Annotated in this window: 14 protein-coding genes and 2 riboswitches; of the genes, 9 read left to right on the forward strand and 5 right to left on the reverse strand. The window is 72.2% G+C overall.

The genetic code is table 11. From position 1 onward, the window contains the following. Positions 1–20 precede the first annotated feature (20 nt). Together ACGFIV_RS06100 and ACGFIV_RS06105 are read left to right on the forward strand one after the other, a co-directional pair. Complete coding sequence (locus ACGFIV_RS06100) at positions 21–2054, forward strand: beta-galactosidase (protein WP_392832448.1); 2034 nt, start codon at positions 21–23, stop codon at positions 2052–2054. 89 nt (positions 2055–2143) lie between these two features. Then, positions 2144–3241, forward strand: coding sequence for an arabinogalactan endo-beta-1,4-galactanase (locus ACGFIV_RS06105; protein ID WP_392832451.1), 1098 nt, complete (start codon positions 2144–2146; stop codon positions 3239–3241). Positions 3242–3354: 113 nt separating this feature from the next. On the opposite strand, the gene ACGFIV_RS06110 is transcribed toward ACGFIV_RS06105, so the two are convergent. Further along, positions 3355–4176 carry a DUF1206 domain-containing protein gene (locus ACGFIV_RS06110; protein ID WP_392832454.1) on the reverse strand — a complete coding sequence of 274 codons (822 nt, stop codon included), beginning with the start codon at positions 4174–4176 and terminating at the stop codon, positions 3355–3357. 109 nt (positions 4177–4285) lie between these two features. Between ACGFIV_RS06110 and ACGFIV_RS06115 the strand changes: the two genes are divergently transcribed. From ACGFIV_RS06115 to ACGFIV_RS06125, 3 genes are all read left to right on the forward strand, one after another. Beyond that, positions 4286–5131: an ABC transporter permease gene (locus ACGFIV_RS06115; protein ID WP_392832457.1), complete on the forward strand. Its 846-nt coding sequence runs from the start codon at positions 4286–4288 to the stop codon at positions 5129–5131. After that, positions 5128–6198 (forward strand): ABC transporter ATP-binding protein, encoded by a 1071-nt coding sequence (locus tag ACGFIV_RS06120; RefSeq protein WP_358561989.1) that lies wholly within the window; start codon positions 5128–5130, stop codon positions 6196–6198. The genes ACGFIV_RS06115 and ACGFIV_RS06120 overlap by 4 nt, the downstream gene beginning before the upstream one ends. 262 nt (positions 6199–6460) lie before the next feature. Beyond that, a complete protein-coding gene (locus ACGFIV_RS06125) occupies positions 6461–6616 on the forward strand; it encodes a hypothetical protein (protein WP_358561992.1) in 156 nt (51 codons plus the stop codon). Positions 6617–6702: 86 nt separating this feature from the next. Here ACGFIV_RS06125 and ACGFIV_RS06130 read toward each other — a convergent pair whose 3' ends face one another. Further along, positions 6703–8046, reverse strand: coding sequence for a lanthionine synthetase LanC family protein (locus ACGFIV_RS06130; protein ID WP_392832461.1), 1344 nt, complete (start codon positions 8044–8046; stop codon positions 6703–6705). A gap of 336 nt (positions 8047–8382) precedes the next feature. On the opposite strand from ACGFIV_RS06130, the gene ACGFIV_RS06135 reads away from it, so the two are divergent. Together ACGFIV_RS06135 and ACGFIV_RS06140 are read left to right on the forward strand one after the other, a co-directional pair. Then, positions 8383–9462 carry a hypothetical protein gene (locus tag ACGFIV_RS06135; protein ID WP_358560304.1) on the forward strand — a complete coding sequence of 360 codons (1080 nt, stop codon included), beginning with the start codon at positions 8383–8385 and terminating at the stop codon, positions 9460–9462. After that, positions 9459–10448, forward strand: coding sequence for a nucleoside hydrolase (locus ACGFIV_RS06140; protein WP_358560306.1), 990 nt, complete (start codon positions 9459–9461; stop codon positions 10446–10448). Before ACGFIV_RS06135 ends, ACGFIV_RS06140 begins: the two co-directional genes overlap by 4 nt. Before the next feature lie 34 nt (positions 10449–10482). Here the strand turns inward: ACGFIV_RS06140 and ACGFIV_RS06145 are convergent, their stop codons facing one another. Then, a complete protein-coding gene (locus ACGFIV_RS06145) occupies positions 10483–10716 on the reverse strand; it encodes a hypothetical protein (RefSeq protein WP_358560308.1) in 234 nt (77 codons plus the stop codon). A 423-nt stretch (positions 10717–11139) separates the two neighbouring features. Between ACGFIV_RS06145 and ACGFIV_RS06150 the strand changes: the two genes are divergently transcribed. Beyond that, positions 11140–12051, forward strand: a complete 912-nt coding sequence (locus tag ACGFIV_RS06150) for a TIGR03619 family F420-dependent LLM class oxidoreductase (RefSeq protein ID WP_392832466.1) — start codon at positions 11140–11142, stop codon at positions 12049–12051. A gap of 229 nt (positions 12052–12280) precedes the next feature. Here the strand turns inward: ACGFIV_RS06150 and ACGFIV_RS06155 are convergent, their stop codons facing one another. Beyond that, positions 12281–13618 (reverse strand): NtaA/DmoA family FMN-dependent monooxygenase, encoded by a 1338-nt coding sequence (locus ACGFIV_RS06155; RefSeq protein ID WP_392832469.1) that lies wholly within the window; start codon positions 13616–13618, stop codon positions 12281–12283. A gap of 38 nt (positions 13619–13656) precedes the next feature. Then, positions 13657–13761, reverse strand: a riboswitch (SAM riboswitch). Between the two features lie 230 nt (positions 13762–13991). Between ACGFIV_RS06155 and ACGFIV_RS06160 the strand changes: the two genes are divergently transcribed. Further along, positions 13992–15032 (forward strand): fatty acid desaturase family protein, encoded by a 1041-nt coding sequence (locus ACGFIV_RS06160; protein WP_392832471.1) that lies wholly within the window; start codon positions 13992–13994, stop codon positions 15030–15032. A 59-nt stretch (positions 15033–15091) separates the two neighbouring features. On the opposite strand, the gene ACGFIV_RS06165 is transcribed toward ACGFIV_RS06160, so the two are convergent. Next, the gene (locus ACGFIV_RS06165; RefSeq protein WP_392832474.1) at positions 15092–16243 is read right to left on the reverse strand and encodes a glutathione-independent formaldehyde dehydrogenase; all 1152 of its coding nucleotides are present in this window, start codon (positions 16241–16243) and stop codon (positions 15092–15094) included. 316 nt (positions 16244–16559) lie between these two features. After that, positions 16560–16667: riboswitch (SAM riboswitch) on the forward strand. Positions 16668–16703 lie beyond the last annotated feature (36 nt).

Below are 16703 nucleotides of genomic sequence, written 5' to 3' on the forward strand. Positions count from 1 at the left end.
ACATTTCCTGAGGGGGACACGTGCCCGGATACCCCGTCCTGCCCGAGGGCCTCGCGTACGGCGGGGACTACAACCCCGAGCAGTGGCCGGAGGAGGTGTGGCGGGAGGACGTCCGCCTGATGCGCGAGGCCGGGGTGAACCTGGTCACGGTGGGCGTCTTCAACTGGGGACTGATCGAGCCGGAGGAGGGCGAGTACGACTTCGCGCGGCTGGACCGGATCCTCGACCTGCTCCACTCGGCCGGCGTGCGCGTCGACCTGGCGACCCCCACCTCCTCACCGCCCGCGTGGTTCCGGCGCCGCTACCCCGGCAGCCGGCTGGTGGACCGGGAGGGCCACGTGCTCGGCGGGGGTTCGCGGCACAGCTTCTGCCCGAGCTCGCCCGACTACGCCAGGGCGTCGGAGCGGGTCGTCACGGCCCTGGCCGCCCGGTACGGCCCGCACCCCGCCCTGGCCATGTGGCACGTGCACAACGAGTACGGCTGGGCCAACGCGCACTGCTACTGCCCGGCCTCGGCCGCGGCGTTCCGCGCGTGGCTGAGGCACAAGTACGGCGAGATAGGCGCGCTCAACGCCACCTGGGGCACCACCTTCTGGGGGCTGACCTACGGCTCGTTCGACGAGGTCGAGCCGCCCGCGATGGCTCCGGCCGGCCTCCTCAACGGGCTCCAGCTCGACTTCATGCGCTTCTCCGTCGACGCGCACATCACCTGCTTCCGCGGAGAGCGCGAGGTGATCCGGCGGTACAGCGACCTTCCCGTCACCACGAACTTCATGATCCCCAACTGCAAGCCGATGGACTACTGGCGCTGGGCGGCGGAGGTGGACGTGGTCGCCAACGACCACTACCTCGACTCCGAGCGCGCCGACCCGCACATCGGGCTGGCGATGGCCGCCGACCTGACCCGCTCGATCGCCGGAGGCCGCCCCTGGATGCTGATGGAGCACTCCACCGGCGCGGTCAACTGGCAGCCGCGCAACCTCGCCAAGCGGCCGGGAGAGATGCGCCGCAACAGCCTCGCCCATGTGGCACGCGGGTCCGACTCGGTGCTGTTCTTCCAGTGGCGCGCCTCGCGCCACGGCGCCGAGAAGTTCCACTCGGCCATGCTCCCGCACGCCGGCACCGACTCCCGGATCTGGCGGGACGTGGTGGAGCTCGGCGCCGACCTGCACGAGCTGGCGCCGGTCCGCGGCTCGCGGGTCGAGGCCGACGTGGCCGTCGTCTGGGACTGGGAGTCCTACTGGGCACTAGAACTGGAGTGGCGCCCCTCGGCCGACCTGCGGTTCCGGGAGCGGATGGAAGCCTTCTACGAGGCGTTGTGGCGCGAGCACGTGACCGTCGACTTCGTCCATCCCTCGGCCGACCTGTCCCCGTACAAGCTGGTCGTCCTGCCCAGCTCCTATCTGCTCGGCGAGGCACCGGCCAAGAACCTGCACCGCTACGTCGAGGCCGGCGGCCAGCTGTTCGTGTCGTACTTCTCCGGCATCGTCGACGAGAACGACACCATCCACGCCGGCCCGTACCCCGGAGCGCTGCGCGAGGTGCTCGGCCTGTCGGTCGAGGAGTTCCACCCGCTGCGCGAGCACGAGACGGTCGGCTTCCGCCCGTCGCCGGGGACCCCCGGCACCGATGCCCGGCCGCGGCCCACCGGCCGCGTCTGGTCCGAGCGCGTACGCCTGGCGGGGGCGCGGGCCCTTTACGACTTCGCCGACGGGCCCGACGCCGGACACCCCGCGGTCACCCGGCACGACCTGGGCGCGGGCACCGCCTGGTACGTCGCCACCGCCCTCGACCCGCGCGGCGACGGGGCCGAGCACGCCCCCGGCCTGCGCGGGCTCCTGGCCCTGGCTCTCGACCGCGCGGGCGTGTCCCGGCCTCGCGACCTCCCCGACACCCTGGAGATCGTACGGCGGGGCGACCACGTCTTCCTCGTCAACCACGCGGACGAGCCGGTGACGGTCGACGGGGTGACCGGCACGGGAGTGCTCGACGGCGCCCACTACGCCGGGTCGGCGACGGTGCCCGGCGGAGGGGTCACCATCATCCGCACATAGACGCCCTCGCCCCGCGCGGAACCTGACCACGCGCGGTGCCGAGGGGAAACGGGGGGCCGTCCACAACTCCTCTCCTGACCGGAGGAACCATGAAGAAGATCCTGGCGGCGCTGCTCCTGTGCGCCGCCGCGGCTCTGCCCGCCGGACAGCCGGCGCACGCCGCGGCCACCGGCTCCCTGACCATGCTGGGCGCCGACGTCTCCACGGCGCAGCGCGCCCTGGACCTGGGCGCCAAGTACTACGACGCGAGCGGCAGCCAGAGGGACCCGCTGGACATCCTGAAGGGCGTCGGCGTCAACTACGTCCGCCTGCGCGTCTGGAACAACCCGGCCAGTGGGTACAACAACCGGGCCAAGGTGCTGGCGTACGCCAGGACCGTCAAGTCCAAGGGCCTGAAGCTGCTGGTCGACTTCCACTACTCCGACACCTGGGCGGACCCCGGCAAACAGTACAAGCCGGCCGCCTGGTCCAGCCACGGCATCGGCCAGTTGCAGACCGACGTCTACAACTACACCTACGACGTGTGCTCCAGCCTCAAGGCGCAGGGCACCACGCCCGACAGCGTGCAGATCGGCAACGAGATCAACGTCGGCATGCTGTGGAACGACGGCAAGGTCGTCAACAACGACTTCACCAACCTGAGCCTTCTGCTCAAGGCCGGGTACAACGCGACCAAGGCGTGCGACAGCGGCACCCAGGTGATCATCCACACCGCCGACGCCGACAGCGACGCCAACGCCCGCTGGTTCTACGACGGCATCAGGGCCAAGGGCGTGTCCTGGGACATCACCGGCCTGTCGTACTACTGCATGTGGCACGGCACCCTGTCCAACCTGTCCAGCGTCATCTCGGACGTGCGGTCCCGCTACGGCAAGCCGGTCGTCATCGCCGAGACGGCGTACCCGTTCACCTCCGCCAACGCGGACTCCACCAGCAACTCGATCACCTCCGGGTGCTCGGGATACGCCCTCACCTGGCAGGGGCAGGGCGCGGAGTTCGCCGCGGTGCAGAACACCGCCCGCGGCGCGGGCGCCGTCGGCGTCTTCTACTGGGAGCCCACCTGGTACGCGGTGCCCGGCAACGGCTGGGACCCCGCGAACATCAACGGCAGCGGCGACGGCTGGGACAACATGGCCGTTTTCGACTGGACCGGCCACCTCAACCCGAACGTCAGATGGACCCCCTGAGCCGCCGCCAGGGATTCCCGGCGCGGGACACCGGAGCCGGCATCCGTTGACAAAGGGAACGGACCCGGGCGGGAAGCCGGCCGGGTCCGTCGTGACGTGCGATCGGGAAGCTGTCAGGTCCTGCGCCAGCGGGACTCGCAGAAGCAGTAGACGGCGAACACGACCAGGCCGAGCGCGACGACGACGAGCAGCCACGGCCCGAGCGGCGTGTCGGCGAGCGAGCGCAGCGTGGAGTCGATCCCCTTGGCCTCCTCGGGGTCGTAGGTGATCGCCGACTGCATGAGGAAGACGCCCGCCGCCGCCGCGATGACCCCGCGCGCGCAGTACCCCACCATGCCGAGCTTCTCCACGACGCCCCGGGTCTTCGGGGACATCTCGCCGGTGCGCAGGTGCTCGCAGAACTTCTTCTTCACACCCTGGTAGATCCAGTACAGGCCGAGCGCGATGACACCGAGACCGACGGCGCCCACGATGATCTGACCGCCGGGCCAGTCCATGACGGTGGCGGTCAGGTCCTTGGACTGCTCGTCGGTCGAGCTGCCGGTGGTGCCGCGCAGCAGGAAGCTGAGGATGGTGCCGACGGCCAGGGCGTAGACCACGGTGTGGGCGACGGCCTCGACGCGGTCCTTGGCCTTCCGGCCTCCCATCAGCGCCTCGGAGGCCTGCCACAGCGCGAGGGCGAGGAAACCGATGGCGAGCAGCCAGAGCAGGACGGTGCCGAACGGCTGCTCGGCGACCGTGCGCACGGCGCCGGTCTTGTCCGCCTCTTTCCCTCCGCCCCCGAAGGCGATCTGCAGCGCCAGGATGCCGATCAGAGCGTAGAGCACACCCCTGCACGCCATCCCGAACCGTGTCAGCCGTTCGAACGTCCGGCTGTTGGTCGCTTGCCGCGCGGCTCCCCGCGCCTGGTGACCGGCTGAGGTCACGGAGTTCATGGGCCCGCTCCTTTCGATTCGTCCTCCCATCTACACATCTGGGGCGAAGATAAACGTCCCGCCCCGCCGTGTGGGAGTCCCGAAGCGGAATCCAGGGGAGGAAAGCGGCATGAGGGTATTCACAGCCACGCGGCGGCGATCGCGGGACGCCGGCCGCCGTGCTCCCCATGACGGAGCGGGCGGCGTTCCCGTGATCCTGATGGCGCCCGCGGCGATCGGGCTCGCGTTCCTGGTGCTCCCGCTCGCCGGACTGCTGGCACGGGCGCCCTGGCAGACGCTCGCCGCCCGCCTGGCCGAGCCCCGCGTGATGGAGGCTCTCCGGCTGTCGCTGGTGACCTCCACCGCCGCCACCGCGGCCTGCCTGCTCACCGGGGTCCCGCTGGCCTGGCTGCTGGCACGCGTGGCGTTCCGCGGCAGGCGCGTCGTCAGGGCCCTGGTCACGGTGCCGCTGGTCCTGCCGCCCGTGGTCGGCGGCCTGGCCCTGCTGCTGGCGCTCGGCCGGGGCGGGCTGGTCGGCGCCTGGCTGGACTCCACCCTGGGCCTCGCGCTCCCTTTCACCACCGCGGCGGTCGTGCTCGCGGAGGCCTTCGTGGCCATGCCCTTCCTCGTCGTCAGCGTCGAGGGCGCCCTCAGGAGCACCGACGCGCGCTTCGAGGAGGCCGCGGCCATCCTCGGCGCCTCCCGCTGGACCGTCTTCCGCCGGGTGACCCTGCCCCTGATGGCTCCGGGGATCGCCGCCGGGGCCGTACTGTGCTGGGCCCGCGCGCTCGGCGAGTTCGGCGCGACGGTCACCTTCGCGGGCAGCCTCCCCGGGCGGACGCAGACCATGCCCCTGGCCGTCTACCGCGCCCTGGAGAGCGACCCGGAGGCCGCCATGGCGCTCAGCCTGGTCCTGCTCCTGGTGTGCGTCGCCGTCCTGGCCTGCCTTCGGGGACGCTGGGTGAACGTCGCATGATGGACGCCCACCTGCTCCTCGACCGCCCCCGGTTCCGGCTCGACCTCAAGATCCGGCTCGGCGCCGGAGAGGTCGTCGCCCTGCTCGGGCCGGCCGGCGCCGGCAAGACCACCGCTCTGCGGGTCCTGGCCGGCCTCACCCGGCCCTCGGGCGGGCACATCCTGCTGGACGGGGCTCCAGTGCACGCCCGCCCGTCCGAGCAGCGGCCCTTCGGCATGGTCTGCCGGGATCCCCTGCTGTTCCCCCACATGAGCGCTCTGCGGAACGTCGCCTTCGGGCCCCGGTCCCGAGGGGCGACCCGGGCGGAGGCCCGGCGCGCGGCGACCGCCTGGCTGCGGCACGTCGGGCTCGGCGACCACCTCGGGGACATGCCGGGCGAGCTGTCCGAGGGCCAGGCCCAGCGGGTGGCGCTGGCCCGCTCGCTCGCCGTACGGCCCCGCGTGCTGCTCCTGGACGAGCCGCTCGCCGCCCTCGACCCGCACACGCGCCTTCCCGTCCGGGCCCGGCTCCGCGACCATCTGACCGGCTTCACCGGCGCCTGCCTCCTTGTCACCCACGATCCGGTCGACGCCATGGCGCTGGCCGACCGGCTCATCGTGATCGAGGACGGCCACCTGGTCCAGGAGGGCACGCCCTCGGAGGTGGCCCGCCACCCGCGCACCGACCACGTCGCCCGCCTCGTCGGGCTGAACCTCCACCGGGGCGAGGCCCGGGGGCACGAGGTGTCGATCGGCGGGCTCCCGGAGGACCCGGTGACCGGCCGCGGGCTCACGCTGACCGTGACCGAGGACCTGCACGGCCCGGTGTTCGTCGCCTTCCCGCCGTCGGCGGTCATGCTCCACCCGGCCCGGCCGGAGGGCTCGCCCCGGAACATGTGGCAGGGCACCGTCGAGGGGATCGAACGGCACGGCGACCGCATCCGCGTCCACCTCGACGGCCCGATCGCCGCCTCCGCCGACCTCACAGCCCCGGCCGTGGCCACCCTCGGCCTGTCGCTGGGCCAGAAGGTGTGGGCCGTCATCAGGCCCACCGAGACGCACGCCTATCCCGCGCGCACGCCGGAGTGACGCGCGGGCGGTCGCGGGAAGACTCCCCGGACGATCGCGGGAGGGCCGTCCGGATGATCGCGGGAAGGGCGCCCGGACGGCCTCCGCCGCGCGGAGCGGCGCGGCCCAAGGTAGATCATCGCAAAGTCACGTAGCCTTGTTGGAAGCGTTTGTGCTTGCCAGGCAGCTGTGTGGGAAGAGGTAGGAGGCTGGGATCGCGACGGAAACCCCCCGCGTCCCCTCACGTCCGCGCACTGACCACAATGGAAGGGACCGGTCGCCGATGCCCAGGCAGATCGCCGCATACCAGCCCCCCAGCTCCGTCGAACTGGAGGCCCGGGTTCTCAACCTCGAGATGCAGGTGGCCCATCTCACCGAAACGGTGCGCACCCTGACCGGACAGAACGGCGACGCGGGCACCGCCCACCCCGCCGACTGAGCGCCGCTCCCCCGCCCCCGTCGCGAGGGCCGCCGGTCAGGCCGTCGAACCGGGGCCTCGGACGCCCGACGGCGGGCGGCCCGAGGTCACGGCGAGCGGCGCAGCGCCGAGGCCGGCACCGGGATGGCGGGGAACGGGTTGTCCGGCAGCAGGATGACCCGGCGAGGTTCGCCCGTCACCCCCGCCGCGTCCAGGTGGAGGAGCGCGGAGCCGATGCCCGCCGCCCCGATCATGTAACCGGTGTCGGCGGTCACCTCCCACGGCCGCAGCCGGCGGTAGGCCTGGTACCACCGGTAGCCGGCGTCGTCGTGGCCGGTGGCGCGGCCGATCAGGTTGTCCCCGAGGGTCCGGGCGAAGTCGAGGTAGGACACCTCCCCTGTCGCGGCCCACAGCCCGACGAACGTCTCCAGCAGGCCCGCCGAACCACAGCACTGGCAGGCCACGTTCCAGAACCCGGCGGTCTGGCGGCGCGGGACGCCGCTGCACATGATGCCGGCGGCGAGCCTCCGCACCCAGTCGAGGTCGCCCTGGTCCCCCGTCACGCGGTAGAGCTCGTAGAACATGCGGGCCACCCCGGCCGACCCCGAGCACAGGCCGAGGTAGTGCAGGCCACGGCCCTGCGGGACGTGGTGCGGCACCAGGACGTGCTTGTCGCTCACCGTGCTGACGGTGCGGACGAAGTCGGCCCCCCTGCGTGCCGCGTCGAGGAACCGCCTGTCCCGCGTCACCCCGTACAGCCGGGCGAGCAGGAAGGCGGTGCCGGCCGTGCCGGACAGGAAGCCGGGCGTGACGGCGTCCACCGGCAGGTCGGGACACCCGTCCTGACCGAACCTGTGCCCGGGCACCACCTGGTCGGCGACGCGCGACCCGGCCTCGACGGCGATCTCCTCGTACGCCGAGACGCCGAGGATGCCCGAGGCGTGCAGCAGGCCGAGGATGATGCCGCCGTCGCCGCGCTGCGCGGGGTCGCCCGTCCAGCCCACGCCGCCGTCGGTCCTGCGGAGGCTGCGGACGACGCGGTCGGCCCCGGCTCTGGCCGCGACCTCCAGGCTCTCGTCACCGGTCGCCCACCCCGCCTCCGCCAGCGCGAACACCATGCCGGCGAGGCCGTGGTAGAGCGACAGGCCCGCCTCGTCCCTCAGGGTGGCGGCCAGGTAGCGCGCGCCCTGCCGGGCGTCCTCCAGGTAGGCCTCGTGCCCGGTCGCCGCGGCGAGCTCCAGGAAGAACAGCACGATGCCCGCGGCCCCGGCGTACAGCGAGCCGGGATGGCCCGACCTGGCCGACTGGCGCCGGGGGTCGGGGTTGGCGCGCCAGTGACGCCCGCGCTCGTCGTCGACCGCCGCCGACCGGATCCAGCGGCCCGCCATGATCGCCGCGGTGAAGGGGCTCTCGGCGCGCGGCCACGACGGGTGGTTCCGGTCAGGGCTCATGTCGCCTCCTCTGCGCGGCCTAGTATCCCACGAACTTGGTAGGAAAACTATGCAATCGGCGGGCATTGACGCAAGGCACGGCCGACTTCCTCATCGGCCGCACTAGAAGAATCTCACGAACCCCGCCCGCTGGATAAGCCAACTTTGCCATCGCGCCGAGATCGGACCGCGCTCGACCGCTTCTCCTGGGGTCGCGACCGCACTACCGGAAACATGGGGATGGGAGGCCATCCGGTTGCCTCCCGGTGGCGTGAGGCTGTTCAGTGAGAGGGTGAGCACCGGACGGGGACGCGACACGCGGGAACCCGGCCCGGTCCGCGCGGAAGGGATGGCCCGGTGAGTGACATCAGGAACGTACCGGCACTGGCGGACTCGGTGCGGACGACCCCCGACGGGGTGGACATCCTCGACCGCCGCGTCTACCCGTTCGAACGCCGATGGGTGCACTGCGCCACCATGGAGGACGTCGCGGTCGCCATCGAGCGGATGGTCACGCAGAGCACGGGGCCGCACTTCGCCACGACCGCCGGCATGATCCTCGCCGCCCGGGAGGCGCGGGACGCCGCCCCCGGGGCCGCCGCCGACCGGCTGCGCGCCGCCGGGCGCAGGCTGATCGCCACCCGGCCCACCAACAACCACATCCGCGACGCCGTGCTCGCGATCCTGGCGGACACCGTGGACGGCCCGCTCGCCGGAGCGTCCGGGGAGGAGCTGGTCGCCGCCGTGGAGAAGGCGGCGACCGCCCACGACGAGGGCTACCGCGCCGGGATCCGCTCCCTCGGCCGGCACGCCGCGGAGTTGCTGGAGGACGGCGCCCGCGTGCTCACCCACTGCTGGGGCGACGCCTACCTGATCGGCGCCGTCCAGGCCGCCGAGGAGATGGGCAAGCGGCTCGAATTCGTCTGCACCGAGACCCGGCCCTACCTCCAGGGGGCGAGGCTCACCGCCGCCACGCTGGTCGAGATGGGCTACCGCCCCACCCTGATCACCGACGGCATGGTGCCGTCCGCGCTGGCGAACGGGCTGGCCGACGTGGCGCTGGTCGCCTCCGACCGTGTGACCATGGACGGCCACGTGGTGAACAAGGTGGGCACGCTCGCGGTGGCGCTCGCCGCGCAGGCGTTCGGCGTGCCGTTCTACGCGCTCTCCCACGCTCCCGACCCGCTCTCGCCCGGCATCGGGGACGTCGAGATCGAGCACCGCGACGGCGAGGAGGTCCTGCACGTGCTCGGCAGGCGCACCGCAGCCGAGGGCACGCGGGGCTACTACCCGGCCTTCGACGCCACGCCGCCCCACCTGGTGACCCGGATCGTCACCGAGCGCGGCGCGTTCGTGCCCGCCCGCGTGTCCGACCACTTCGCCACCGTCTCGGGCGGGGACGACGGCTTCGCCGGAGAGGCACCGCCCGCGCCATGAGCGCGGCCCACCGCGTCGTCGTCGACACCGACACCGGCATCGACGACGCCCTCGCGCTGCTCTACCTGGCCGGGCGCCCGGACGCGGAGATCGTGGCCGTGACCTCGGTGTTCGGCAACTGCCTTGAGCGGGACGCGGTCCGCAACATCGGGTACGTCACCCGGCTGCTCGGGATGTCGGCGCCGATCGCGCGCGGCGCGGCCGAGCCGCTGTCCGCCACCGTGCGCGTCACCCGCGAGGCCCACGGCCGGGACGGCCTCGGCGATCTCGGCTACGACCGCCCGATGCCGTCGGTGACCGGGGAGACGGCCTCCGAGCTGCTTGTACGGCTGGCGGACGAGCGGCCGGGCGAGCTCGACCTGCTGGCACTCGGGCCGCTGACCAACCTCGGCCTGGCGTTGCGCGCCGACCCGGCGCTCTTTACAAAGTATCGTTCGGTCGTGCTGATGGGCGGCTCCGGGCCGTACGCCGCCCCCGGCGACGCGCTGATGGCTGACGTCAACGTCGCCCGCGACCCCGTGGCGGCCCGGATGGTGGTCAGCGCCCCGCGAAACGAACTGGTCATGGTGGGGGTGAACGTCACCGCGACGACGATCCTGGAGGAACCGGACATCAGGGCACTGCGCGCGGCCGGTACCCCGATCGCGCGGTTCGCCGCCGAGATCCTCGGCCCCTATCTGGACTTCTACGAGAAGGAGCGGGGCCGGAGGGTCGTCCCGCTGCACGACCCGCTGGCGGCGGGCATCCTGCTCGACCCCGGCCTCGCGACGGCCGCCACGCTCGGGCCGGTCGAGGTCGTCCGCGAGGGGTCCCTGTGGCGGGCCCGGCCGACGCGGGTGACGGCCACCGGCGTGGGGGCGGCGCGGGCCGCCGAGGACCTGGGCCCGCCCTTCCCGTACGAGAGGGCGCCCGGCACCCGGGTGATCACCGCGGTCGACGCGGCCGGGTTCACCGGCGGCTTCGTCCGGACGCTGACCCGGCCGTGAGCCCCGCGCTCAGGCCGGCGGCCCCGCACGGCGCCTATTCGGCCCCGGCGGCGAGGCGGACGAACAGATCGAGCGCGGCCTCGCGGACGTCGGCGGGGGTGACGCCGTCGAGCGCGGCCCGCGCCTCGGAGATGTCCCGGGTGGTGGCGCAGGTGATGGCCACCGACGTGGCGGCGGCGTGGCTCAGGGAGCCCGCGGGCGCGCTGTCCGCGATCTCCCGGGCGGTCGTGGCGAGATCGAGGTTGTCGGTCCTCGGTGCGGTGCTCAACGGGGTCTCCTCGCGGTAGCGGGTCTGGTGGAGTGCCGGGGCTCGGGCCGTCCCGAGTACCGGAGTGTGGCGAACGGCGCATCGGGCCAGGACGGATCAGGTCATCCTGCTCCACGGAGACCCGCCCATGCCACTCGCCGGGCGATATGTGATGTGCCCCAGAGGATATGCGAACCGTGCGGGGCCGTATGGGGCGTGACCGCACTCACGAGGGCGGGGCGGCCGCGATGGGCGCATCCTTTTCCATCTGTTTCAGGAATACTCACGGCCCCTTGGAAGGCTGGAGCTAAGCGCGGGAGCCGATCGACCGGGAGACCGGCCAGGGGCCGAGGAGGCGGCTTGTCTCAAGATCGAGGAGGCTACCCTGTGAAAGCGACCAGGAATGTCGGCGATCGGTCCGTTCCCACTACCTGAGGATCGTGCATGGAACTCGGCGTTGCGCTTCCCACGTCCAGGGCACTCGCGTCACCCGCGAACATCGCCCGTTATGCCCAAGAGGCCGAGAGGCTGGGCTACGACTCGCTGTGGACCTACGAGCGGCTCCTGCGCCCGTTCGCGGAGCTTCCCCAGCCCGGCGGGGGTCCGCCGCAGCGGATCCCGGAGGTCTATCGGCTGACGTACGAGCCGCTTGAGACGCTCAGCTACGTCGCCGCGCTCACCGAGCGGATCAAGCTCGGGACCAGCGTCATCGACGCGCTGTTCCACCCGCCGGTCGTGCTGGCGCGCCGGTTCGCCACCCTGGACCAGTTCAGCGGCGGGCGCGTGATCGCGGGCCTGGGGCAGGGATGGATGCCCCAGGAGTTCGAGACGGCCAACGTGCCGATGCGCCGGATGGGCGCGGGCATGGACGAGGTGGTCGCCGCGATGCGGGCGTGCTGGGGTCCCGACCCGGTGGAGTACCAGGGCCGGTTCTACCGGATCGCCTCCTCGGAGGTGAATCCGAAGCCGGTGCAGGCCACGATCCCCATCCTGCTGGGCGCCATGACGCCCGCGGGGATCCGGCGAGCCGGGCGGATCGCGGACGGGCTGAACCCGATCGCCGTCTCCGACGAGGCGGTGCGGCGGCTCGCGGGCGACTTCCGGGAGGCGGCACGCCAGGCCGGACGCGACGCCTCCTCCCTCACCGTGATCGCGCGGGCGAACGTGCCGATCACCCGCGAGCCGCTGGGCGGCGACCGCCCGTTCCTCGGCGGGGCCCCGCGCCAGATCGCCGAGGACCTCAAGCGGCTCGAAGGCGGCGGCGTCGACCACGTGCTCCTCGCCAGCATGGCCGCGACCGACATCGACGAGGAGATAGGGCTCCTCGAAGAGCTCCAGACCGCCGTCCGGAGCTGACACGGTCCCGCGACCCGGCACCGCCGTCCGGAGCCGACACGGTCCCGCGACCCGGCACCGCCGTCCGGAGCCGACACGGTCCCGCGACCCGGCACCGCCGTCCGGAGCCGGCACGGTCCCGCGACCGGCACCGCCGTCCGGAGCGGGCACGGTCCCGCGACCGGCACCGCCGTCGTCCGCCGCGCGCTCAGGCATCCCTGTGAGGCCGCGCGGCGGGCGTGCCCGGCGGTCACCCGCCGGGCTGGGGGATTCCGAGGTGGTCGCGGAGCGTCGTGCCGGTGTAGTCGGCGCGGAACACGCCGCGCTCCTGCAGGATCGGCACGACGTGGTCGACGAAGTCGTCCAGGCCCCCCGGGGTCAGGTGCGGCACCAGGATGAAGCCGTCGGCGGCGTCCGACTGGACGAACTCGTCGATGCGGGCGGCCACGGAGGCCGGCGTGCCGACGAAGTTCTGGCGGCCCGTCACCTCGATGACCAGCTCGCGGATGCTGAGCTTCTTCTCGTCGGCGAGGGCACGCCACTTGGCGGCCACCTCCGCCCGGTCCCCGATCGGCACCCGTCCCGCCGACACCCCGCCCGACAGGTCGGGGTCGAGGTCCGGCAGCGGGCCCTCGGGGTCGTAGGCGGACATGTCCCTCCCCCAGACCTGCTCCAGGAAGGCGATCGCCGTCTGCGGGCCCACCTGGCGCCGCCGGATCTCGGCGGCGTTCTCCGCCGCGTCCTCCTCGGTGTCGCCCAGCGCGAACGTCGTGGCGGGAAGGATCTTCAGCCTGTCCTCCGTGCGGCCGTACCTGGCCATCCGGCCCTTGACGTCCCTGTAGAAGGCCTGGCCCTCGTGGAGGGTGCCGTGCCTGCTGAAGATGACGTCCGCGGTGGACGCGGCGAACTCGCGGCCCTCGTCGGAGTCGCCCGCCTGGATGATCACCGGGTGCCCCTGCGGGCCGCGCGGAACGTTGAACACGCCGGAGACGTCGAACTGGGGGCCTCGATGCCGCACCGGGGCGATCCCGTCCGGCCGTACGAACACCCCCGTCCCGGGGTCGGCGACGACGGCTTCCTGCCGCCAGGAGTCCCACAGCTCGCGGGCGAGCTGGAGGAACTCGGCCGCCCGGTTGTAGCGGTCGGCCCGGTCGAGGAAGCCGCCACGCCGGAAGTTCTCCCCGGTGAAGGCGTCGGACGTGGTGACGACGTTCCAGGCGGCGCGGCCCTCGCTCAGGTGGTCGAGCGTGGCAAGGCGCCGCGCCAGCTCGTACGGCTCGTTGAACGTGGCGTTGACCGTGCCGGCCAGGCCGAGCCGCGTCGTGACGGCGGCGAGCGCGGAAAGGACGGTGAGGGACTCCGGGCGGCCGACGACGTCCAGGTCATGGATGCGGCCCTTGAGCTCGCGCAGCCGCAGTCCCTCCGCCAGGAAGAAGAAGTCGAACTTCCCCCGCTCGGCCGTCGCGGCGAGGTGGCGGAACGAGGAGAAGTCGATCTGGCTCCCGGACCGGGGATCGGCCCAGACCGTGGTGTTGTTGACGCCGGGAAAGTGCGCCGCCAGGTGAACCTGCTTGCGCGGCCTGCTCATCGGAGGATCCTCCTGCTTCGATCCGGACCCCCGCGCGGGGGCCGCGCCTGCGACGTGCCTGCCACGCCGCCAGGTGTTCTCCGGGGCACCCCGCGCGGAGCGAGGGTCGCCGGCCGACCGGGCCCTTGCGTCGGCTCAATACCTAGTTAAAAGGTAGGAAAAATAGGTTTCCCTGTCAACCACCCGACCCGGCGCCGGGGCCTCGTCATGGTGGGGCTAGCACTACCGCGTACCGGCGTGGTGCCTGGATATCGCCGAACCCGGCGATCCCGACAGTCTTGGACGGGGCCGCCCCAACCCATCTCGAAAAACGCAACGCGGCGCATCCCCAGGGTTGACGCGGTCATCGATCCGCCACCACGTGAGGAGACCTGTGACCAGCTCATCCACGATCGAAGCCCCGGATCGGGAGGCGCGCGGCAGCGACTTCGCCCGGCTGTCCCGCCGGATCACCGAGGCCGGACTGCTCGACCGGCGCCCCGCCTACTACGCGTTGCGGCTCGGCGTCGTCGCGGGCCTGTTCGTGGCCGGCTGGGTGGCGTTCTTCATGGTGGGCGACTCCTGGTACCAGCTCCTGGTGGGGGCGTTCCTCGCGCTGGTCTTCGCCCAGGTGGCGCTCGTCGCCCACGACCTCGCGCACCGGCAGGTCTTCCGTTCCCGGCGTACCAGCGAGATCGCGGGATGGGTGGCGGGCAACCTCGGCGTCGGCATGAGCTACGGCTGGTGGATGGACAAGCACACCAGGCACCACGCCAACCCCAACCACGAGGACCACGACCCCGACGTCTCCCCCAACGTCCTGGTCTGGTCGCAGCGGCAGGCCGCCGTCAGCCGCGGCGTGGCCAGGTACATCGGCCGCTGGCAGGCGTTCCTGTTCTTCCCTCTGCTGACCCTGGAGGGCCTGCACCTCCACGTGGCCGGCTTCCGGGCCCTCGGGCGGCCGTCGCTCAAGCACCGGGGGGTCGAGGGGACACTGCTCGTCGTCCACTTCGCGGCCTACCTCGCGGCGGTCTTCGCGGTCCTGCCGCCCGGCAAGGGGCTGCTGTTCGTCGCCGTGCACCAGGCGATCTTCGGCGTCTACCTGGGCTGCACGTTCGCGCCCAACCACAAGGGCATGCCGATGATGACCGGTGACGAGCGCCCGGACTTCCTGCGCCGCCAGGTGCTCACCTCCCGCGACGTGCGGGGCGGGCGCATGGTGGACATCGCCCTCGGCGGGCTCAACTACCAGATCGAGCACCACCTGTTCCCGAGCATGCCGATGCCCAACCTGCGCAGGGCCCAGCCGATCGTCCGGGCCTACTGCGCGGAGCTGGGCATCCCCTATCTCGAAAGCAGCCTGTACAGCTCGTACGCCCAGGCCCTGCGCCACATGCACCAAGCGGGCGCCCCGCTGCGAGCCCGGGAGCGCTGAGCGGCCGATACCGAGGCCACAGGGCCGGCGACGGGGGCGGCACGGCGCCCGCGGGCCGGTTATCCGAGGCCGGGCTTCAGCGTCACCTTGGTCCAGCCGGGCTCACGCTTGTCGAAGTGCGCGTAGGCGTCCGGCGCCTCGCGGAGCGGCAGCTCCTGCGAGAGGATGAACGACGGCTCGACCCTGCCGGTGTGGATGAGGTTGCGCAGGTGTCGGTCGTAGCGCTTGACCGGGCACTGGCCACTGCCGATCGTCTGGCCCTTGTACCAGTGCCAGCCGTACTCCAGCGGTACCCGTCCGTGCCTGGCGAGATCGTCGACGCCTCCCGGGTCCTCCGGGACGAACACGCCCACGACGCCGATGCCGCCGGTGTACCGCACCGACTCCACCAGCTTGTTGAGGGTGTCGTCGGGGTGCTCGTGGCCCTGAGGGTCGTGCGCCTGGTAGCCCACGCACTCGCATCCCCGGTCGGCCCCCTCTCCGTTGGTGAGCTCCAGCACCCGCTCGACCGGGTCGCCCTTGGAGTCGTCGATCGCGATGGCGCCGATCTTCTCCGCCAGGGCCAGGCGGTCGGGATGGCGGTCCACCACCATGATCTTGCTGGCGCTCTTCACCACGGCCGAGAGCGCGGCCATGAGCCCGACGGGGCCGGCCCCCATGATGACGACCGACTCGCCCGGGCGCAGCCCGGCCATCTCGGTGGCGTGGTATCCGGTGGGGAAGACGTCCGAGCACATCACGTAGTCGTTCTGCTTGTCGAGACCGTCCTCGGGAATCCGGCAGCAGTTGAAGTCCGCCCAGGGAACCCGGAGGAACTCCGCCTGGCCGCCCTCCCAGGGGCCCATGTCGGCGAAGCCGTACGCCCCGCCGCAGAGTCGGGGATAGTCGGGATTGGCCCTGATGCAGTAGTTGGTGAACCCGGCGTTGCAGTTCTTGCACCCACCGCACGCGACGTTGAACGGAATCGAGACCAGGTCGCCGACGCTGACGCGCTCCACGGCGCCGCCGACCTCGATGACCTCGCCGAAGTTCTCGTGGCCGAGGACCCTGCCCGGCTCCATGTCGGTGCGGCCCTCGTACATGTGTAGGTCCGACCCGCAGATGTTCGTCGTGATGATCTTGATGATGGCGTCGCGCGGCTCCTCGATCCGAGGATCCGGTACCTCGTCCACGCTGACGTCGCGAGGTCCGTGGTAAACGAGTGCCTTCATGGTCGTCCTCCTGAAGTGGGATGCGGGCGAGGCCGCCGTCCGCACCGCCCGTCCGCGGGCGGCCCTGTCACGACCTCGGTGCCACCCGGCCGCCGCCCTCCCCTTCCGCGTGAGGGGCCCGGACGCGGCCAAGTGGACGGGACCCCGCGGTCTCGCGTCTCCGTTCGACCATGACCCGGCCCCCGGCGCGGCACATCCCCCATCCATGTAGCGCGGCCCGGGGAGCGCGGGCGCCGTCACCGCCCAAGCGATCGCAGTTTTGGAAGTAATCAGGTAGGAATTGCATACTTTACTGCGCGGGGCTATCGTCGATTGAGGTCACGAGACCAGCGAAAAGCCCTGGCTTGCTGGTCGGCAACCCCGCGTCCGCAGGGTGCTCCAGGTGACGACCAGGCGGGGCGGAAGCGTCCCGCAAGCGAACGCCGGCCCCGGCCGGCGGTGATCGGCTGGATGTGGGGGG

Origin of the sequence: Sphaerisporangium sp. NPDC049003 (genome assembly GCF_043197795.1) — a bacterium.
Classification (GTDB): Bacteria; Actinomycetota; Actinomycetes; order Streptosporangiales; family Streptosporangiaceae; genus Sphaerisporangium.